Here is a 21297-nt window from a genome sequence, read left to right on the forward strand (position 1 = left end):
CCAACCTGTAACTTGTAACCTGAAACTAAACTATGACTCAAGCCCTCTATCGTAAGTATCGCCCCAAGGGATGGGATGCCGTCATCGGACAGGATCATGTTGTCCAGACGCTTACCAATTCCATCAAAGCAGACCGTGTGGGTCATGCTTATCTTTTCGCGGGTCCGCGCGGGACGGGCAAGACCACGGTCGCGCGTTTGCTGGCGAAAGCGGTTAACTGTCTCAACGAAGACCCAGCCAACCGACCCGACAATACCTGCGACCACTGCAAAGCGGTCAATGAGAACCGTTTCATGGACCTGATCGAAATCGACGCGGCATCCAACACCAGTGTGGACGATGTGCGCGATCTGCGCGACAAGATCAACTTCTCGCCTTCACAGGGCAAGTTCAAGATCTACATCATCGACGAAGTTCACATGCTTTCGACCGCGGCTTTCAACGTCCTGCTCAAAACGCTTGAAGAGCCGCCCCCGAATGCCATCTTTGTTTTGGCTACCACCGAGATCCACAAGATCCCTGCCACCGTTTTGTCCCGCTGTCAGCGGCATGAGTTTCGCCGTGTGCCCGTGGACGAGATCGTAGCCAATCTCAAACATATCGTCACCGCTGAAAATCTTCAAGCCGACGACGAGGCGCTCACCCTCATCGCCCGTCAATCTGCAGGCGGAATGCGCGACGCTCAGTCTCTGCTGGACCAACTATCCTCCACAGGGACGAAGATCACGCTCGCGCTCGCGCAAACTGTGCTTGGCACTGCCACCAGCAAAACCGTACTTGACATCATCTCCTCCATCCTTGAGCGTCAACCCGCGGACGGGCTGGAAACCATTCACCGCGCTCTCGACTCTGGTGCAGACCCCCGTTCCCTTTCACGCCAGATCGTCGAATACCTGCGCGGGCTCATGCTCATTCAAATGGGCAACATCGATCAAGTCGAAGCCACGCGCGAAGTCAAACAACAAATGGATGCGCACGCGCAGTCATTCAGCACTTCCGATGTCTTGCGCATGATGAAGATATTTAACACCTCTGCGACGGATCTGCGCGGCGGCTGGCAGCCCTCCCTGAGCATTGAGCTCGCCCTCGCGGAAGTGATGGACGCCCCGGCAGAAACTTCTCAATTCACCGCCGCGCCGCGTCAGACTCAGCCGAAGCCTGCTGCTGTCACGAAGGCAGAGTCCAAGCCCGAGGTTAAGAGCGAGGCGCCCGCAGCAGCACCTGATAAGCCCATCATCAATTCCAATGATGTCATTAAATCGTGGAAGCATCTGGCGGCGGCACTCCCGAAGACGCAGGCGAACTTGTCCGCGCTGATGAACTCGGTCAAGATGATCGACGTGCAAGGCAAGACCCTTGTGCTCGGGCTCGCCAGCGATGTGCTTGTCTCGAAGATCGACAAGCCCGACCAGATCGAAGCCATCCAAAAGTTGATCAAAGATCACTTCGGTGTAGATGTGGCTGTGCGATGCGCGGTCACCAATGCCAAAGGCAAGATCCCTGCCAATGTGGCGCAAGACGGCATGGTCGCAGCCGCCATTCATCACGGCGGCGAGATCGTGGATATGGACGAATAATTTTTTTTAATTAGGAGACTAGTTTATGGCTAAAGGATTTAATCGCGGACCCGCCATGGGCGGCGGACAGAGCGGAATGATGCAGCAATTGCAACGCATGCAGCAACAGCTTGCTGAAGCGCAGGCAAAGCTCGCCGATGAGACGGTCACCGTTACGGCGGGTGGCGGTGCGATCAAGGTCGTCATGACCGGCGACCAGAAATGCAAGTCGGTTGAGATCTCTCCCGAATTCCTGAAAGATGCCGACGCCGAGATGCTGCAAGACATGGTCTTGTCTGCGGTCAACATGGCGCTCGATCAATCCCGCGAGCTTCAGCAAAAGATGATGGGTCCGCTGGCGGGTGGGATGCCTTTCTAGGTCACTATCAACCATCAAAATGCTTTTACCTGAATCCATTCAATCTCTTGTCAATGCCCTTGAGCGCCTCCCTGGCATCGGACCTAAATCCGCGTCACGGCTGGCGTTCTATTTGCTGCGTGCTTCTGAAGATGTCGCGCAGGATCTGTCTGTAGCGCTGGCGAATCTCAAAGCGAATACCGCTTTTTGTCAGGAATGTTGGAACATCACCGAGGCGGGGCGGGAACGCTGTGAAATTTGCGAATCTCACAAGCGGGACGGTTCCCTGATCTGCGTCGTGGAAGAAGCGCTGGATGTCCTCGCTTTGGAACGTACAGGCGGTTTTCATGGAAAATATCATGTCTTGCAGGGAGTTTTATCTCCTATTGAAGGCATTGGACCCGATGATTTGAAGATCAAGCAACTGCTTTCGCGAGTTGCTGGTGGGGGAGTGAAGGAGATCATCCTTGCCACCAACCCCAGCATGGAAGGCGATGCGACCGCACAATATTTGCAGTCGCAACTCAAGACTTTCAACGTGCACGTCACACGCCTTGCGCGCGGACTGCCCGTGGGAGGCGACCTTGAATATGCCGATCAAAATACCTTGCTTCGAGCCTTATCCGGCAGGCAGGAAATGAATTAACGAAAACGCCCCGCATTTGTGGGGCGTTTCTCTTTTATTTCGCTGCAAGACGTTTGCGTTTTCCGAGTCGTTTCTCTTTGATGAAGTGCGAATAATTGTGTTCGCAAATTTCCTTGTCTTGTTCGTTGAAAGCCAGGAAGTAAACTTTCTTCACCTTGGATTTTTTATTTTCTTCCAGATATGAGATCGCCGCGTTGAGTAACCCTTTGGCGACTTCCTGAGCGTCCAGTTTCGATGTGCCAGTTCCCATCAACGGGAAGAGGATCGATGTCACCCCTTTCGTTTGATCCGCCAACACAAGTGCATTTCGAACGCATTCGGCTATATCTGGGATGGGGCTGTAGCCGCGACCGACCTGCCCAATCACTGCGGCGGCATGGAAGATCATTTTTACTTTGTTGGTCTTTTTTAATTGTCCTGAGCTGGTCGCAATCACTTGACCCTGATCTACGTCCAACTTGCCAACGATTTTCTCAAGTTCTTCTGCAATCACATCCTTTGACACGCGTTTGGCTTGATCCTTGATCGCGCCCATGTACCGAATGGTCCCTGAGATCGATCTCTCGTAGTGCCTCGCCATCTGCATGTTGGTGTTCTCAGAATTCACCCAAACATCCACTTCTTTGATGTTTTGGATATCCCCGGTAATGATCCCGACTTCCTTGCCGGGTGCATTAAGGAGTGGGTAAAGGATCGTCTCTTTTTTGCTAATGGGTTTGGGCTTACGCTCCACTTTCAAGTCATCAAGATATTCGTGCACCAGGCTGTCAACAGATTTTTTCTCTAATCCGACTCTGATGTATTCCGCGATCAGATTCTTGCTGGCGTTAATTTTATCTGCACTATCAATGTCGTATCCCAATACATTTAATCCGCTGATGTTGAATGGGGGTGGGGTATTGCTAAGTTTTCGAATAACAAGAGTGACATGCTTGTTCAGCGCATGACGCACACCAAGCTCATAGTAGACATTGGGGTTTACAAAAGAAATGTCCACGATTGACACATCCGCGTCGATAATACCGTTGAACATCTTGGCATGGATCGACCCGGTGTCAATGATTTCATCACACCGATCGCAGGTAACACCGAGAGATTCGACAGCCGGTTTTATCAAGTCCCGGTAAACTGAGTCGAAATTGATCTTAACTTCCCTGCCATCCGGTCTTTTTTCTTTTTTTGTACCAAAAGGCATGATCACAAAACACTTTTTACCTGCAAATTTGTTGTCGGTGTTGCCAGCCATTCTTCCTCCTCGTTTATTTTTCCAGTTGCCTATTTTTCAACCAGTAGATACCCAAAATAGTCTTGGCATCAACGATCTTGCCAGACTTAATTCCATGCAAAGCTTCGTTTAGTGACATTTCCTCCACCTTGATATCTTCCCCCTCAGTGATCATTCCTCCAAACCCTTTGTAGTTGGCGTCCTCTCCAGAAACTTCCGAGAAGTACAAATGAATTCTTTCCGAGCTTCCGCCTGGCGATAAATAAAAAGTGGAAATAAATTCCATTGAATTTATATTTAATCCCACCTCTTCCTCGACTTCTCTTTTTGCGGCGGTTTCTGCAGATTCCTCTTTATCTATCATGCCTGCAATAGTTTCAATGATCCAACCGTCTCCGTTTTTGTAGGTCGGATACCTGAATTGATTGATTAGGATCAGCTTTTGTGTAGTTTGGTTGAAGACAAGAACAGCCACTGAATCCCCTCGCTCAAGGCTGAGACGCCTGGCAGGTTCGCTCATTTCGCCGTTGAATTTTTCGAAACTTACCAGAGCGTCTTCCAATTTGAAAAAGTCATTAAATACAATTTGTTGGTTGTTGATTAAAACTTTTTTCATAATCCCTGCTTAATAGTTTTTTTTCGAGTATAGCATGGAGGAGATGAAAAAAGTAAAAAATTTAAAGTGCATAAAAGAATGCGCTCGCTTTTGAGTTTTTTATTCCTTTGAGAAGGGAGGTGGAAGCTCGCTGTCAGATCTTAATGACGCATTACTGATTCTGTGCGCGCTTGAAATATTTTTATGAAGCATGTTGTCGCAACATTAACCGTTCTCAATAATTTGTCTTGTGTGGCAACTATTATTTTGGCGCGCTTTTTGTATTTGGAACTTTGGTTAAACCGCAATTGTGAATAGTGAGGTAAAATAAAATCATTGATGTGAATGCTAGCTTGCTAGCTAGCACTTCATAAACCTATAAAAACCCGGCGATTTTTTAAGGTTGAAAAGCCTTGCGGCTATTGACAAATATAAGGACATGCATATAATTACGCCTCGCCAGTAAAAACGAAAAAGATTTCGTCTCCCCGACAAATCAATCACAACTGAGTTAGCCGTCTCCATCAGAGACACAAAGCAAACAGTTTTGCAGTCTGATGAACCGATGCGAAAGAAAAAAGCATCGGTATTTTAGTCTGTAAAAAGACTTGACAGACGGTTATAGAGCAGATAAAATATCGCTCGCTCAAATGGCAAGCACCTTAACAACTGAAGAGTGATAGGAAGTAAAATTTTTTGTTGAACCAGTAAATCCGTAACTTTAACACTCGCAAGAGTGATTTTTTGCGGAGAGTTTGATCCTGGCTCAGGATGAACGCTGGCGGCGTGCCTAATACATGCAAGTCGAACGAGGTGCCTTTGTAGCAATACGAAGGTATCCTAGTGGCGAACGGGTGAGTAACGCGTTGGTGACCTACCCCAAAGTGTGGGATAACAGATCGAAAGATCTGCTAATACCGCATGTGGTCTTCGGATTTAGAAACTGATGACTAAAGGAGCAATTCGCTTTGGGAGGGACCTGCGTCCCATCAGCTAGTTGGTGAGGTAATGGCTCACCAAGGCTACGACGGGTAGGGGACCTGAGAGGGTGGCCCCCACAATGGAACTGAAACACGGTCCATACACCTACGGGTGGCAGCAGTAGGGAATATTGCACAATGGGCGAAAGCCTGATGCAGCAACGCCGCGTGTGCGATGAAGGCCTTCGGGTCGTAAAGCACTTTTCTGAGGGATGAGCAAGGACAGTACCTCAGGAATAAGTCTCGGCTAACTACGTGCCAGCAGCCGCGGTAAAACGTAGGAGGCAAGCGTTATCCGGATTCACTGGGCGTAAAGCGCGTGCAGGCGGTTCGGTAAGTTGGGCGTGAAATCTCCTGGCTCAACTAGGAGAGGTCGTTCAATACTACCGGACTTGAGAGTGGTAGAGGAAGATGGAATTCCCGGTGTAGTGGTGAAATGCGTAGATATCGGGAGGAACACCAGTGGCGAAAGCGATCTTCTGGACCATTTCTGACGCTCAGACGCGAAAGCTAGGGTAGTAAACGGGATTAGAGACCCCGGTAATCCTAGCCGTAAACGATGTAAACTTGGCGTCGGTGGCTTTAAACTCCATCGGTGCCGCAGCTAACGCGATAAGTTTACCGCCTGGGGACTACGATCGCAAGATTAAAACTCAAAGGAATTGACGGGGGCCCGCACAAGCAGCGGAGCGTGTGGTTTAATTCGATGCTACACGAAGAACCTTACCCGGGTTTGACATGCAAGTGGTAGTGATCCGAAAGGTGAACGACCCGCAAGGGAGCTTGCACAGGTGTTGCATGGCTGTCGTCAGCTCGTGTCGTGAGATGTTCGGTTAAGTCCGCTAACGAGCGCAACCCTCGCCGTATGTTACATGTGTCATACGGGACCGCCGGTATCAAGCCGGAGGAAGGTGGGGATGACGTCAAGTCCGCATGGCTTTATGTCCGGGGCTACACACACGCTACAATGGGCGGTACAATGGGTTGCTAAACCGCGAGGCGGAGCCAATCCCCCAAAGCCAGCTCAGTTCAGATTGCAGGCTGCAACTCGCCTGCATGAAGCTGGAGTTGCTAGTAAACGCGCGTCAGCTATAGTGCGTTGAATACGTTCTCGGGCCTTGTACACACCGCCCGTCACGTCATGGGAGTTGGTAACACCTGAAGCCGGTAGCTTAACCGCAAGGAGAGCGCCGTCGAAGGTGGTGCTGGTGACTAGGACGAAGTCGTAACAAGGTAGGTGTACCGGAAGGTGCGCCTGGATCACCTCCTTTCTAGAGTTCTTGAGCAATCTCCAAGGAGATTCGCTCTACTCATAGTTCTATTATGCCCATACGGTGAAACTTGGGCTCTGGGTCGCAGAAATGAGCTTCCTATCACTCCTCAGTTGCTAAGGAAAAATCCCGGGCTTGTAGCTCAGTTGGTTAGAGCACTGTGCTGATAACGCAGGGGTCACAGGTTCGAATCCTGTCAAGCCCACTAACCCAAGCAAGTTCTGGGGATGTAGCTCAGTGGGAGAGCAGCGCCTTTGCAAGGCGAAGGTCGCGGGTTCAAATCCCGCCATCTCCACTGAGTTCGTAATAAAATCGGAGATAGATAAGAGTTTGTTGAATAGTCTGGAAACATAGTAAAACAAAAACACCGCGTGAGATAGGTTGAATTTCGACCTGGCGGTGTTCGCTGGGTCGCTTTGTCTCTAAGGCTTGAACATTGAAAAACGAAGATGCAAGTTGAACAGTGACTAATGTTCTTGATGAAATTCAATGACATTATTCACCGGTCAAACGGTGGATGCACCTTAATAACTGAATAGCAATTGATGTAAAGCCGATAAAGTAAAATTTATCAAATGTATAAAGAAAAGTATCAACTTCTCCGTATCACGTGGAGAAGCTAGTAAGGGCTTATGGTGAATGCCTTGGCGTCAAGCGCCGATGAAGGACGTGGGACACTGCGATAAGCCTCGGGAAGCCGTGTACAGGCGTTGATCCGAGGATTTCCGAATAGGGAAACCAACTGTTGCGAACCAACAGTGTCCTCTTGCTGAATATATAGGCTTGAGGATGGGAACCTGGGGAACTGAAACATCTAAGTACCCAGAGGAAAAGAAATTATTCCCCTAGTAGTGGCGAGCGAACGGGGATCAGCCCAAACCGCATCTGCTTGCAGAGGCGGGGTTGTAGGACCGGCAATACGGAAGTTACAAAATGATCAGTTAGCGGAAAGGTGTGGGAAAGCCTGCCAAAGAGGGTAATAGCCCCGTATGCGAAAATTGATTATCTTCCGCCGTGTTCCTGAGTACTGCCGGGCACGCTAATCCGGCAGGAATCTAGGGAGTCCACTCTCTAAGGCTAAATACGCTTGACGACCGATAGTGAACAAGTACCGTGAGGGAAAGGTGAAAAGTCCCCCTGTTAGGGGAGTGAAATAGAACCTGAAACCATAAGCTTACAAGCAGTTGGAGGGCTACGACAAGTTGAGCCCCCTGGAAACAGGGATGTTCCTTGTTATGCCTGACAGCGTGCCTCTTGGAGAATGAGCCTGCGAGTTAATTTCAGTGGCGAGGTTAAGGGAGTGACACCCGAAGCCGTAGCGAAAGCGAGTCTTAATAGGGCGTATAGTCGCTGGAATTAGGCCCGAAACCGTGTGAGCTACCCATGGGCAGGGTGAAGCGAGTCTAAACACTCGTGGAGGCCCGAACTCACTAACGTTGCAAAGTTAGGAGATGACCTGTGGGTAGAGGTGATATGCCAATCGAACACGGAGATAGCTGGTTCTCCCCGAAATAGCTTTAGGGCTAGCGTCGTATGTTTAGAACTGGAGGTACAGCACTGAATGGGCTATGGGGCTTACAGCTTACTGAACCCAATCAAACTCGGAATGCCAGTTCTCCATAGTACGGCAGTCGGACTCCGGGAGATGAGTTTCGGGGTCGAAAGGGAAACAGCCCAGACCATCGGCTAAGGTCCTTAAATCTATGCTAAGTGGGAAACGAGGTGAGGTTACTTAAACAACCAGGAGGTTGGCTTAGAAGCAGCCACCCTTTAAAAAGTGCGTAACAGCTTACTGGTCTAGTGACTTTGCGCGGAAAACTTAACGGGGCTAAGCATAGTACCGAAGCCATGGGTCTCAACATTTGTTGGGGCAGTAGGGGAGCGTTCTGTCAGCGGTGAAGGTCGATCGTAAGGGCGACTGGAGCGGACAGAAGTGAGAATGCAGGCATGAGTAGCGTACAAATACGTGAGAACCGTATTCGCCGTATATCTAAGGTTTCCGACGCCAGGTCATTCCGCGTCGGGTTAGTCGAGTCCTTAGCCGAGGCTGAGAAGCGTAGGTGATGGACATCCGGTCAACATTCCGGAACCACTAGAGAGTGCGATGGGAGGACGCAACGAGGTAGGCCAGCCCATTATTGGATTTGGGTGCGATCCATCTAGGCGTTGAGATTGGTAGGTAAATCCGCCAGTTGAGCTGAGGTGAGAGCGAGCCGTAAGGCATAAGTGGCTGAGCCTTGTTGCCAAGAAAAGTCTCTAAGCATAGCTTTCTAGTGCTCGTACCGCAAACCGACACTGGTAGATGGGTAGAGTATACCAAGGCGAACGGGATAACCCTCGTTAAGGAATTAGGCAACATGACCCCGTAACTTCGGGAGAAGGGGTACCCTCTGAGGTGTCAAAGCTTCGGAGGGTCGCAGTGAAATGGCTCTGGTGACTGGTTAACAAAACCACAGGTCTCTGCTAAGCCGTAAGGCGATGTATAGGGGCTGACGCGTGCCCAGTGCCGGAAGGTTAAAGGGAGAGGTTAGCGCAAGCGAAGCTTTGAACTGAAGCCCCGGTGAACGGCGGCCGTAACTATAACGGTCCTAAGGTAGCGAAATTCCTTGTCGGGTAAGTTCCGACCCGCACGAACCGCGTAACAATTAGAGCACTGTCTCGACGAGGGACCCGGTGAAATTGAAATGGCTGTGAAGATGCGGCCTACCCGCAGCAGGACAAAAAGACCCCGTGGAGCTTTACTGCAACCTGGCATTGTATTTGGATATGATCTGTGTAGGATAGGTGGGAGGCTTTGAAGCTGGAGCGCTAGCTTCGGTGGAGCCGACGGTGAAATACCACCCTGATCATGTTTAGATCCTAACCCCATTCCGTAATCCGGATGGGGGACCGTGCCAGGTGGGCAGTTTGACTGGGGCGGTCGCCTCCCAAAGAGTAACGGAGGCGCCCAAAGGTTCCCTCAGGTGGAATGGAAACCCACCATAGAGTGTAAAGGCATAAGGGAGCTTGACTGTAAGGCCAACGCGCCGAACAGAGACGAAAGTCGGGCTTAGTGATCCCACAATACCGAGTGGAAGGGTTGTGGCTTACCGGATAAAAGCTACCCCGGGGATAACAGGCTGGTGAGATCCAAGAGTTCACATCGACGATCTCGCTCGGCACCTCGATGTCGGCTCATCGCATCCTGGGGCTGGACAAGGTCCCAAGGGTCGGGCTGTTCGCCCGTTAAAGCGGTACGCGAGCTGGGTTCAGACCGTCGTGAGACAGGTCGGTCTCTATCCGCTGTGGGCGTAAGGGATTTGAAGGGAGCTGCTCCTAGTACGAGAGGACCGGAGTGGACAGACCTCTAGTGTGCCAGTTGTTCCGCCAGGAGCATCGCTGGGTAGCCATGTCTGGCAGAGATAACCGCTGAAAGCATCTAAGTGGGAAACTCGCCCTAAGATTAGATCCCTGTGACCCGTAAGGGTGTAAGACCCCAGATAGACTATCTGGTTGATAGGCAGTATGTGTAAGCACAGTAATGTGTTAAGCTAAGCTGTACTAATGGTCGAGGGCTTCCTTTACGTGATGCGGAGAATTTGGTACTTTTCTAGAAGACAAATACATCATTTTGCTGTTCAGACCAACATTGTGAAAATGTCCCTTGGTGATTTGAGCGACGTGGGTACACCCGGTCCCATACCGAACCCGGCAGTTAAGCATGTCAGCGCTGATGGTACTTGGAGGGCGACCTCCCGGGAGAGTAGGTCATTGCCAAGGGGCTTTTCTTTATAATCATTCACGCGCGGGATTTCCATCCGCGCGTGTGTTGTTTCTGGCATACTTGCTTTTGTGCCTTCACAATTATTTTATGGTAGTGGACATGCCGATTTGATTTACGGCTGGTCCGGGGTAAATGAAAAGTTTTGTTTCAGGTTGAACTTTGAAGTTTGAGAAACTCTTTGAATTTTCTCTCAAAATCTTTTCATTCGTGCTTCTATCGTGTATAATGCCAACCTAGGTTTCGGTGTGTGGCGGTTTTGTGTTCGATGTAAAAGAGGAGTGTGAAGCGCATCTTCTGATCATTTGGTCAATAGTTCGTTTCAGTTCTTATTTATAACGCCCGCGGCCGAATCTTGTAACGGCCGTTTTTTATTTCATCATGGAAAGTAGGTGATTACATTGGGTTCAGTACATCTGCGCAACGGTGAGTCTCAAGACTCTCTGCTCAAACGCTTTCGTAAAAAGGTAGTGAAGAGTGGCGTTCTAAGCACCATCCGCAACAAGCGTTGGTTCATCTCCAAGAGCGAACAACGTCGTATGGAGAAGAAGAAGGCTATTCGCCGCATGAAGCGACGTTCTTTCAAAGATCCGGAATAAGTCAAGAGGCGTGTATGACAAAAGAAGAAGGCAAAATCAAAGTAGATGGTGTCGTGATCGAAGCATTACCTGGAACCCAATTCCGAGTACGGCTTGATAACGGACATGAGGTATTGGCATATCTCTCTGGCAAGATGCGTAAGCATTACATTCGTATTTTGTTGGGAGATCGCGTTGCCATGGAAATGTCGCCGTATGACCTGACCCGCGCCCGCATTACTTTCCGTCAGCGCAAGAACGCCTCTGCGCCTGTTGAAAGCTAACTTTTGATTTGAACCTACAAACAAAAAAGTCCTCCGTTTTATGGAGGACTTTTTTGTTTCACATGATCTGTTATGGGGTGTCTCTAAAAGAGTTGAGGACCTTCATATAGTTGGCTCTTTCGAAAGCAGCCGGCTCTCTGACCGATTTCTGACTCATGCTACCCTGCATTTGTTTGACCGATTGATATTCGTGAGATTCCATCCAACCTGTCAGTTCATTCAAAATGGCCGGGACGCCCTGTCCGTTATTTTCAAGAAGGGCCGATGCCATCATGGCGACTTTTGCCCCGGACATCATGGCTTTTAGCACATCTTTGCTGGTATGAACGCCGCTGGTCAGGGCAAAATCTGCGTTGATCCTGCCGTGCAAAATGGAGATCCAGCGCAGGGGCAGACGCATTTCTGCAGAGGTGCTCAGGTCCAGGTTGTGAACGATGTCCAACTCGTCAAGGTCAAAATCAGGCTGATAGAAGCGGTTGAAAAGAACAAGCCCATCTGCCCCGGCTTCCACGATTCTTTTGGCGAAATTGGGCAGGGCTGTGATGAAGGGACTCAGTTTCACAGCCAGGGGAATCTTGATCGCGGATTTTACTTCAGCAACCAGTTCGATCTGAGCATTTTCAAGCTCCCCTGCGGTGAGATCGGGGTCAGTCGGGATGTAATAAAGGTTGAGTTCCAGGGCATCTGCGCCTGCGTCCTGGATCTGCTTGGCGTAATTGGTCCAGCCGCCCTTCGATACCCCGTTCAAGCTTCCGATAATGGGAATGCTTAGGGCTTTCTTCAGCCCGGCTACTTGATTGAGATATTTTTCGGGACCGACAGCATACATGCCGCCATCTGGCAGATAGGACATGGCCTCTGCAAATGAGTCCGTGCCGCGGGTCAGGTAATGATCGAGTTCGAGGCTTTCGTGGATGATCTGTTCCTCAAAAAGGGAGTACATCACGATCGCAGATACCCCTGCTTCCTCCAGTTTGCGCGCCTTCTCCAGTTTTTTCGAGAGGGGAGAAGCCGAAGCGACCAAAGGATTCTTCAGATTCAGGCCAAGGTAGGTAGTTGATAGGTCGGTCATGGATTATTTCTCCTCATTGCCGTTTCCGTAGTGCATGGAAGCCATTTGCTGATAAAGCGTCCAGCGAGACTTGGCGTCCTTTTGGGCTTCTTTCATTAATTCTTCAGCGCGGCTTTCATCCATTTGGGTCAGCATCTTATAGCGGGTTTCATTGTAGGCATATTGAGAGATCGGGATGCTCGGCTCCTTGGATTCGATCACGAGCGGATTCTTGCCATCCTGGACCAGACGCGGATCGTAACGATACATCGGCCAGTGACCGGATTGCACCGCGAGTTTCTGCTGCTCCAGACCTTTTGCCATGTCATAGCCGTGGGCGATACAGTGGCTGTAGGCGATCACGAGCGAAGGACCATCATAGGATTCGGCTTCGATCAGTGCGCGCAGGGTCTGCTGGTCGTTTGCGCCCATGGCGACACGGGCTACATATACATAGCCGTATGACATTGCGATCAGACCGAGGTCTTTCTTGGGCATTCCCTTTCCGCCCATGGCGAACTTCGCAACTGCGGCGCGGGGAGTGGACTTGCTGGATTGCCCGCCTGTGTTTGAATATACTTCGGTATCCAAAACAAGGATATTCACGTTGCGACCACTGGCCAGAACATGATCGAGACCGCCGTAGCCGATATCGTAGGCCCAGCCGTCACCGCCGATAATCCACACAGACTTTTTGACAAGATTTTCCGCCAGGCTGACCAAGTCTTTTGCCCGGCTGTCACTGGACTTGGCGAGTTTGTTCTTCAACTGATCCACCCGTTCGCGCTGGGACTGGATCCCTGTCTCGTCATCCTGCTTGGCATTGACGATCGCTGTTACCAATTCTGCGCCGAGTTCCTTCTCAAAGCTCTTCAATAATTCAATGGCATATTCAGCCTGTTTGTCGATGGTCAGGCGCATGCCCAGACCAAACTCGGCATTATCCTCGAACAGTGAGTTGGACCACGCGGGACCGCGACCGGTCGTGTCTTGAGCCCACGGTGTGGTGGGGAGGTTGCCGCCATAAATGGAGGAACAGCCGGTTGCATTTGCGATCACCGAGCGGTCGCCGAACAACTGCGAGACCAGTTTTACATACGGGGTCTCACCGCATCCCGCGCAGGCTCCACTGAATTCGAACAAGGGGCGCAGCAACTGTGAATTCTTGATCGTGCCGGGGTTGAACAGTCTCTTGTCCATATCCGGGATATTCATGAAGAAATCCCAGTTCTTGGTTTCAGCTTCTCGCAAAGGAGGCTGCGGAGCCATATTGATCGCCTTGCGGCCGACCTGGCTCTTATCCTTCACAGGGCAGACTTCCACGCATAGCGTACAACCTGTGCAGTCTTCGGGAGCGACCTGCACCGTGTAGGCAAACCCAGTTGAGAACTCCTTGAACTTGGAAGCGGTGTGCTTGAAGGTCTCAGGCGCTCCGGCCAGGGCTTTTTCATCGTAAACCTTATGGCGAATGACCGCATGTGGGCAGACCATGACGCATTTGCCGCATTGAATGCACAGACTTTCCTCCCAAACCGGGATCTCAAGCGCAAGATTGCGCTTTTCCCATTGGGTGGTTCCGGTGGGGTAGGTGCCATCCACAGGCATCGCGGAGACCGGAAGATTATCGCCATCAAAGCTGATCATCGGTCCGAGGACGTTTCTGACGAAGTCAGGCGCTTCATTCGGGACCGCAGACCTGCGGCTCATCTTCGAGCTGACCGCCGCCGGGACTTTGACCTCATAAAGGTTGGCAATGGTCGCATCCACGGCCTCGAAGTTCTTCTTCACCACTGCCTCACCGCGTTTGCCATAGGTCTTTTCAATGGCATGTTTGATCTCGGCAATGGCTTGCTCGCGCGGAAGCACGCCGGAGATGGCAAAGAAGGCCGTCTGCATGATGGTGTTCATGCGCTGACCCATGCCGGTCTTCTCGGCGACTTCGTAACCGTTGATGACATAGAACTTGAGCTTCTTGTCGATGATCGCAGACTGAGCCTCCTGCGGAAGCTGGTCCCAGACTTCATCCTTGCCATACATGCTATTGAGCAGGAAAACAGCGCCTTCCTTGGCATATTTCAGCATGTCAAATCTTTCGAGGAAGTTGAACTGGTGGCAGGCTACGAAGTTCGCCTGGTTGGGTTCGATCACATACGGGGCATGGATCGGCTTGGGACCAAAGCGTAGGTGTGAGGTCGTCATTTGACCGGATTTCTTCGAGTCGTACACGAAGTATCCTTGCGCGTAGTTATCGGTCTCTTCGCCGATGATCTTGATCGAGTTCTTGTTTGCGCCCACAGTGCCGTCGGAGCCGAGTCCAAAGAATACGCAGCGCACGGTTTCGGCATGTTCAACCGAGAAACTGGTGTCTACATCGAGGCTGGTGTGGGTGACATCGTCGTTGATGCCGACCGTGAAGTGATTCTTCGGTTCCGGCTTCTTCAATTCGTCCAGCGCAGCCTTGAGCATGGCGGGGGTGAATTCCTTGGAGGAAAGACCGTAACGCCCGCCGATCACCTTGATATTTGCGCGCTGACCTTCCGCCAGTGCATTGACCACATCCATGTAAAGCGGCTCGCCCATGGAACCGGGTTCCTTGGTGCGGTCAAGGACGACGGTACTCTTGACCGACTTGGGCAGCGCTTTGATGAAATAATCCACCGAGAACGGGCGGTACAGGCGGATCTTTAGCAGACCGACCTTTTCGCCTTTTTCCACGAGGTAGTTCACGGTCGCTTCGGCGGTATCAGCGCCCGAGCCCATGAGGATGACTACACGTTCGGCTTCGGGGTGACCGACATAGTCGAACAGGTTGTAGTGCCTGCCGGTGACCTTGGCGAAGGCATCCATCATTTCCTGCACGATGGCGGGGGTTGCATCGTAATACGGGTTGACCGTCTCACGCGCCTGGAAGTACACATCGGGGTTCTGAGCGGTTCCACGCAACACAGGGTGCTCGGGAGTGAGCGCCCGCGCCCGGTGGGCGCGTACCAGATCGTCGTCGATTAACTGACGCAGTTCACCATCTGTGATCTGGAAGATCTTGGCGACTTCGTGCGAGGTTCTGAAGCCGTCGAAGAAGTGGATGAAGGGGATCCTTGATTTGAGGGTGGCCATTTGCGAGATGGCGGCAAAGTCGTGCGCTTCCTGCACCGAAGTGGAGGAGAGCAGCGCCCAACCGGTCTGGCGCACCGACATCACATCTTGATGGTCGCCAAAGATCGAAAGTCCCTGGGCCGCGAGCGAGCGAGCCGCAACGTGGAAGACCGTGCTGGTGAGTTCACCGGCGATCTTGTACATGTTGGGGATCATTAACAATAAACCTTGCGAGGCTGTGAATGTGGTGGTGAGCGCACCGGTTTGCAAAGCACCGTGGACTGCGCCCGCAGCGCCGCCTTCGGACTGCATTTCAATCACGGCGGGAACCGTTCCCCACAGATTCTTTTTGCCTTTTGAGGTCCACTCGTCTGCAAATTCGCCCATGGCAGACGAGGGGGTGATTGGATAAATCGCGATCACTTCACTTAAGCGATGCGCGACTGATGCGGTAGCTTCATTACCGTCAATCGTTACAACTGGTTTTTTCATAATTACATGCTCCTTTGAAAGCAGGTTTTACCCTGTGAATTTCTTCATCTATCAAGTTTATCACCCCCGAGCCCACCGGTTAGTTATAAATGACCCGAATCTACCTGAAAGTTGTCATATTTTGGACAATAATTGTAGAATTAAAAGAGACAGCAGAACTTCTGCTGTCTCTTTGTTGTTATTTTGCGGGTGGAATTTCGTCCAATGTCCGAAAGACTTTTAACCCTCGTTTACGCGCGATCTCGATCATCATGTCTGCCCCTTGCGAGGGACCGCCTACTCTCAAGACCGCGTCACACTTTTCCAAAAGTCTTTCTGCGATCGGGTGAAAGATCTCATTGAAGGGTTCATCCCCGATCCGTTTAGACCCTGCCAGGTGAACCAGTGGAAGAGCGAACCATTCTCCCAACACTGGGATGTGTCCCATACGGAAGATGGGCAAAGCAAAGGCTTCCATGAGTCGTACGTTCTCGGAGATCTTTTCGGGATCATCGTTCGTTCCCGATCGGTAGGGACCCGCGATTAAAATAAACATGTTACTTCGACTCCAAATGTGACCGGGCCAATAACAACGCCGCCAGTGACTTGGCATCGGGCATCTCGCCTCTTTCGGCCATTTGAATTGCTTCAGCGAAGGGAATGGATTGCACGCTGAGGAATTCATCTTCGTCTGCCTCGAGCGGGTCATGCCTCAAGTCTCTTGCCAGATAGACGTGCATGAATTCTGTCGAGTAGCCGGGAGCAAGGTAGAAATCGCCGATCTTCTCGATCTTGTCTGCGGCGAAGCCTGTCTCTTCGCGGATCTCCCGCGCGGCGCACACGGCCGGGTCTTCTCCTTCTTCCAAAGTTCCGGCAGGCAGCTCGAGCAGGTCCATGCCTGCGGCGTGACGGTACTGCCGTACGAAAAGCAGGTTTCCATTCTGGTCCAGTGGCACAATGATGACCGAACCGCCGTGTTCGATGATATCGAATTTGGTTTCGCGTCCGTCTGGCGTTTTGAGATGATCCCGGCGAATGAGAAAGGCTCGTCCCTTGAGGAGGGTTTCAGAACGAATAAATTCAAATGGCATGTCATTCTCCTGTAATAAAAAAAAAGCCCAAGCATTTGCTTGGGCTTTTTGAATTCATTTTAGGGTATCTTGATTTGCTGCCCGGGGGTCAATTGTGTTGTGGCAGTAAATCCATTGGCTGCGATGATCCCTTCCGGGGTGACATCACCAAAGTCACAGGCGATGCTGTAGATGGATTCGTTCGCCTTGACGGTGTAGGTGACCGGGTGGGTGACCAAGTTGCGCTTTCCGGGGAAAGAACCGGTCTGGGGAATAGTCAACTTCAAGCCTTCATAATAAATATCGGGGCTGGTGAGTCCGCTGGCGCTGAGCAATGCATCGGGGTCCACATCGAAGCGGCGGGCAATGCAGTAAGGCCATTCACCTTCATTAAGAACATAGGTGGCGGGGCGAACACCTGCGGGAACCGCTGTGCTGTTTGAAGCTACAGGGGTGGTGCCAGCGGCGACAGGAGTGGTGGGCACAGCGTTAGCGTTGGTCGGTGTGCTCGGTGCCGTGGTGGGTACTCCCGGGGTGGCTGTGACTCCGGTCTGCGGTGTGATGACTGTCCCGGCGGGGAGAGTTGCTGTTTCGGTAGTGGCAACTGCTTGCGGAGTGCCCGAGGTGCCTGGGGTTCCACCTGCGGCGACTGTCTGTGCTGCTGCGGTTTGCTTTGCAAACTCCTCGATCATGGCCATCGGGTTTTCAACCGAAGGGAACGGCGATACAAATAGACCGGTGGGAAGCAAAGTTGGCGTTGCCGCAGGGGCAGCGGAAAGTGATTGCGTGCAGGCAGAGATCAGCAGTGTGGATACAACAATGACGAAGACTGCCAGCAAGCCGCGTTGTTTGTTACTCATAGATTCTCCTCTTTAATTTACTCAGCGGAAGATAGTAGCACATGACCTTTAAAGCGTCAAGTTACCGATCTGAAAGAAGACCCACTTCCGTTGTGTCATGATTTTTCCATCTTTTACAGCTACAGCGGTGAAAAACATCAGTATGATAATGCCACTTTAGCCATGATTGATATTGATAATGTTTCTGCAATTATCAGGCAGCTTGCCCATTCTACCCGTTGGGTATAATGATTTACCTTCATGTTTGTGTTTTTAATAAAGGATTTGAATGGAAAACCGGGAATCCTGCGGTTGAAAAAGGAAAAGTATTATGAAAAGAGTTGTCCCTCAGTTTCTGCTGGCTGGTGCTTTGCTTTTACAGGCATGTGGAAGTTCAACAGTCGCCACGCAAGAACCCGCCACAGAGATTCCCAGACCTGCTTCTGGTGAGGAAGTTATTGCGACCGTGGAAAGTGCTCCGCCAACCGAGGTGTCAACGCCGACCGTCCCGCCGCAGCCGACATCAGCCATTCAGCATGTATCCATTCCAACTGAAGGGATTACCGACCGGGCTACCGCTCACGACAACGAGGAATCCCTCTCTTTCCAGACTAAAAAAATCAAGACAGGTGACTTTTTACGTAAGAATGTCTTTGAACGCCCCTTTACTTCCATTGAGATGGAATACCTGCCAGATGTCGATATCGCAGATTTTTCCATCACGAGTGATGATACTTTCTTTTACATCAAGATCTCATTTGTTGGGCTGAATCCTGAAACGCAGGCGCTTTCCGGCTCTTACGGGGTCGAGATCGACCGAAACGCCGATGGACGGGCAGAACTATTGCTGGTGACCCGACCGCCTTATTCCACCGAGTTCAGCACAGACGGGACGATCGCCTACCTGGACATTAATGGCGATGTCGGCGGGCAGAGTATCAACCGCCCCGATGATTATGACAGCGATGGCTTTGAGGCGGTTATTTTCGACCTGACTCAGGATATCCATCCCGAAGATGACCCCGACTTCCTTTGGGCTCGGTTGAGCACTTATGGAAATTTACCCGCCATCGAGATCGCCTTCAAAAAATGGATCTTTGATGGCGGCAAGGAAGCCTTCATGTGGAGCGCTGTCTCCAGCGCTGAAGAACTTAACCCGGGTGAATTCTATTTTCACGATAACTACACCGTCGAAGAGGCAGGAACCGCGAACACAGATACCCCCAACTACCCCCTTAAGGATCTCGCTGGCGTGGATAATACCTGCCGCATCCCGATCGGTTTTCAGGTGACCGGGAACGAGCCGATGGGCTGTTACGTAAAGGATGGGGAAGTGGAAGAGATCGCCGAACCCACGGTAGACGGGGTAAATTCCACCTGCGGACAATTCAGCGAACTATGCAAGCGGACCGAAGACACCCGGCTGCTGATCGAAGCCCAATAAAGAACCGCATGCGAACAAAAAGAGAGAGGCATTAGCCTCTCTCTTTTTGTTCGCTCACTTGCTCTCACAGAAAATCTTTGTCAGCAACCTTTGCATCTCAGGTGATGTATCTGGGTCGCTAAATTGGGTTGGCAGGCTCAAACACACCTGATGCGTCAGCATCGCATCTTTTTTTATGTCTTTGGCGATCTTTGTTACTTCCTCGAATTGATTGAGATGGGCATATGCCTTGAGGAAGATCAACCACTCGCTCTTATCATCGGGACGCATGTCCCTGTCCCAGGCTTTATTTCCCAACTCTGCGGCAGTCTCCCACTCTCCGCGTTGACCGGCGAGCGACGCTGCCTGGAAGGTGTAGCACCATCCGTGTTCAGGCTCCGCCCCGAAAATGGAGAACGGCGGAGTGTGCGGTTCAGCTTCTGAATTGACCAGCTCAATATTGGAGTAATTTGCTGCGGCTGCGATCTCGGTCTCTTCATAGGTGGAGATGGTCGGGAAGTTTCCGTCCATGACGTGTACGCAGGAGAACGGCGTTGGCTGACTAAGCACAAGCACATTTTTCAAATCTGGCTCGGTGAGGATACCGCGCCGTTCAATTGCTGGAGTCTCTTCTCCTTGCATGATGCCAAGCAGATTTTTCTCGTTCAGCACAATGGCATACACCATTGGCTTGACGACTGTGCTGTCGGTGGAGGCGGGATTGTAAATGAGGGCCGCGGGTCCCCAGACGAAGTAATCTTCTTCGATGGCGGTGATCGGATAATTGCCGACCAGCGTGGATCCAGGCTGAAGGTCTGGTACTCGCCAGCTGACCTGCCACCAAAAATCACGGAAGGATTCCGTCTTCTCCACCGCCCGCGCTCCGTTGTGGAAGTGGGTCAGCGCGGCGATGAGCACAAGAACGGCCAGCGCGCCATCCCGAATCCGCTTGTTGGAAATGGAAAACAATAGCCCAACGAGGATCATCGCCGAGCCAAGCGATGCGCCCAGCGCGTACCGCGAGTAGACCTCGAACAGCAAACGGCGGTTGACAAAGATAACGGGCAGAACGCTCAAAGTAACAGAAGCAAGCCCGGCGGCGGTTGACGCGGATGTCCATCCGTTGTCTACGGATCGTGAGTCATCCTCCAGATGTTTTGATCCCCAAATGATGAGGGCAATGATCAACCCGGCGACCCCGAAACTCAACAGATGTTCACGGATGCGCAAGCCTGTCGTGAAAAGATAAAGCGGCACGCCCCACGCGAGAAACGCGGCTTTGAAAGAGTCTTGAAAGAGGGCCAGCCCAAGCCAGAAGCTGTTCAGCAGGGGAGAGGTAGAGAGGGTCTGCAGTTGCGCGCCGATGTCCGTTGCTTTGCGCTCGCTGTCAAAAATAAAAACACGCCAGAACATGAACCCCGAGGGGATGATGGCGCTCGGAAGCCATTGCTTGAAGGTTGTGATCGCTCTTTGCACAAACGTGCGGTCTTTGTGGAGCAGGTAAATACAAATGACCCGCAATGCTTCCAAGCCGAAAAAGTATTCGACCAGCCCCAGATAAAAAATGCCTGTCACGATCGCGAGCGCGGTCAAAAGGATCTTCGCCCAGCCTGAGGTGAGGATGGCTTTGATGCTCAATGCAATGGATAACACCGCAAGAAAGAGACTGAACAACTGCGATTGATAATCAATGGGATTGACTTGCGAGAGGAAACCCGGGTAAATGACAAAGAGGATCGCAAGCCAGGTATTGGCAGTCCGATTCTTTTGCCAGATCATTTGAAAAAGCCAATAAGCGCAAACCCCGCTCAAGACCCGAAACAAAAATCCGCTCAGATGATACAGGAGAATATGATCACCGAAGAGAGAATAAGCGGCGCTCATCACGAACGCCCGCATCGGGCGGTCGCTGCTAAACACAGCGGAGTAAAAATCTGCGCCGCCCGCCTTGCCCGCGAAGATCAAATACCAGTCGTCATTGATCAGACCGATCCTGCGCACGAACGGCAGGTACACCAATGCCGAAACCGCAAACAGTAGAAAAAATGGGATCCAATTCGATAGCTGTTTCTTCAACCAAGCCTCCGTGAATTGGAT

The 21297-nt window shown here is 51.4% G+C and carries 14 protein-coding genes, 2 tRNA genes and 3 rRNA genes; 11 read left to right on the forward strand and 8 right to left on the reverse strand.

The features are described from left to right. Positions 1-32: 32 nt before the first annotated feature. Genes dnaX through recR form a run of 3 tightly spaced genes read left to right on the forward strand, consistent with a single transcriptional unit; the run spans position 33 to position 2560 of the window. The gene (gene dnaX / locus IPG80_RS00005) at positions 33-1577 is read left to right on the forward strand and encodes a DNA polymerase III subunit gamma/tau (RefSeq protein WP_345101334.1); all 1545 of its coding nucleotides are present in this window, start codon (positions 33-35) and stop codon (positions 1575-1577) included. A 25-nt stretch (positions 1578-1602) separates the two neighbouring features. After that, entirely contained in the window at positions 1603-1935 is a 333-nt protein-coding gene (locus IPG80_RS00010) for a YbaB/EbfC family nucleoid-associated protein (protein ID WP_345101336.1), read from the forward strand. Positions 1936-1954: 19 nt separating this feature from the next. After that, on the forward strand, positions 1955-2560 hold the full coding sequence (recR, locus tag IPG80_RS00015) for a recombination mediator RecR (RefSeq protein WP_345101338.1): 606 nt from the start codon (positions 1955-1957) through the stop codon (positions 2558-2560). 34 nt (positions 2561-2594) lie between these two features. On the opposite strand, the gene IPG80_RS00020 is transcribed toward recR, so the two are convergent. Then, positions 2595-3806 (reverse strand): macro domain-containing protein, encoded by a 1212-nt coding sequence (locus IPG80_RS00020; RefSeq protein WP_345101340.1) that lies wholly within the window; start codon positions 3804-3806, stop codon positions 2595-2597. Between the two features lie 13 nt (positions 3807-3819). Next, complete coding sequence (locus IPG80_RS00025) at positions 3820-4401, reverse strand: NUDIX hydrolase (RefSeq protein ID WP_345101342.1); 582 nt, start codon at positions 4399-4401, stop codon at positions 3820-3822. A 722-nt stretch (positions 4402-5123) separates the two neighbouring features. Here IPG80_RS00025 and IPG80_RS00030 point away from each other — a divergent pair. The 7 genes from IPG80_RS00030 (at position 5124) to infA (ending at position 11253) form a co-directional block, all read left to right on the forward strand. Next, positions 5124-6631 (forward strand): 16S ribosomal RNA (locus IPG80_RS00030). Between the two features lie 131 nt (positions 6632-6762). Continuing rightward, positions 6763-6836: transfer RNA gene (locus tag IPG80_RS00035), tRNA-Ile, on the forward strand. 18 nt (positions 6837-6854) lie between these two features. Continuing rightward, a tRNA-Ala gene (locus tag IPG80_RS00040) sits at positions 6855-6926 on the forward strand. 317 nt (positions 6927-7243) lie between these two features. After that, a 23S ribosomal RNA gene (locus IPG80_RS00045) occupies positions 7244-10194 on the forward strand. A 79-nt stretch (positions 10195-10273) separates the two neighbouring features. Further along, a 5S ribosomal RNA gene (rrf, locus tag IPG80_RS00050) occupies positions 10274-10390 on the forward strand. The 16S, 23S and 5S rRNA genes sit together here with 2 tRNA genes alongside, the layout of an rRNA operon. Before the next feature lie 393 nt (positions 10391-10783). Next, complete coding sequence (gene rpsU / locus IPG80_RS00055; protein WP_345101344.1) at positions 10784-10990, forward strand: 30S ribosomal protein S21; 207 nt, start codon at positions 10784-10786, stop codon at positions 10988-10990. A gap of 14 nt (positions 10991-11004) precedes the next feature. Then, on the forward strand, positions 11005-11253 hold the full coding sequence (gene infA / locus IPG80_RS00060; RefSeq protein ID WP_345101346.1) for a translation initiation factor IF-1: 249 nt from the start codon (positions 11005-11007) through the stop codon (positions 11251-11253). 70 nt (positions 11254-11323) lie between these two features. On the opposite strand, the gene IPG80_RS00065 is transcribed toward infA, so the two are convergent. The 5 genes from IPG80_RS00065 to IPG80_RS00085 form a co-directional block, all read right to left on the reverse strand. Next, a complete protein-coding gene (locus tag IPG80_RS00065; protein WP_345101348.1) occupies positions 11324-12325 on the reverse strand; it encodes a dihydroorotate dehydrogenase-like protein in 1002 nt (333 codons plus the stop codon). A gap of 3 nt (positions 12326-12328) precedes the next feature. Then, the gene (nifJ, locus tag IPG80_RS00070) at positions 12329-15889 is read right to left on the reverse strand and encodes a pyruvate:ferredoxin (flavodoxin) oxidoreductase (RefSeq protein WP_345101350.1); all 3561 of its coding nucleotides are present in this window, start codon (positions 15887-15889) and stop codon (positions 12329-12331) included. 178 nt (positions 15890-16067) lie between these two features. Next, positions 16068-16424, reverse strand: a complete 357-nt coding sequence (locus tag IPG80_RS00075; RefSeq protein ID WP_345101352.1) for a DUF4406 domain-containing protein — start codon at positions 16422-16424, stop codon at positions 16068-16070. A 1-nt stretch (position 16425) separates the two neighbouring features. Then, complete coding sequence (locus tag IPG80_RS00080) at positions 16426-16959, reverse strand: NUDIX hydrolase (protein WP_345101354.1); 534 nt, start codon at positions 16957-16959, stop codon at positions 16426-16428. A gap of 59 nt (positions 16960-17018) precedes the next feature. Continuing rightward, entirely contained in the window at positions 17019-17798 is a 780-nt protein-coding gene (locus IPG80_RS00085) for a LysM peptidoglycan-binding domain-containing protein (RefSeq protein WP_345101356.1), read from the reverse strand. 310 nt (positions 17799-18108) lie between these two features. On the opposite strand from IPG80_RS00085, the gene IPG80_RS00090 reads away from it, so the two are divergent. Beyond that, a complete protein-coding gene (locus IPG80_RS00090) occupies positions 18109-19221 on the forward strand; it encodes a hypothetical protein (RefSeq protein WP_345101358.1) in 1113 nt (370 codons plus the stop codon). A gap of 54 nt (positions 19222-19275) precedes the next feature. On the opposite strand, the gene IPG80_RS00095 is transcribed toward IPG80_RS00090, so the two are convergent. Beyond that, the gene (locus IPG80_RS00095) at positions 19276-21276 is read right to left on the reverse strand and encodes a hypothetical protein (protein WP_345101360.1); all 2001 of its coding nucleotides are present in this window, start codon (positions 21274-21276) and stop codon (positions 19276-19278) included. Between the last annotated feature and the right edge of the window lie 21 nt (positions 21277-21297).

It is taken from the genome of Candidatus Villigracilis vicinus, from assembly GCF_016702885.1.
In the GTDB taxonomy this organism is placed as follows: domain Bacteria; phylum Chloroflexota; class Anaerolineae; order Anaerolineales; family Villigracilaceae; genus Villigracilis; species Villigracilis vicinus.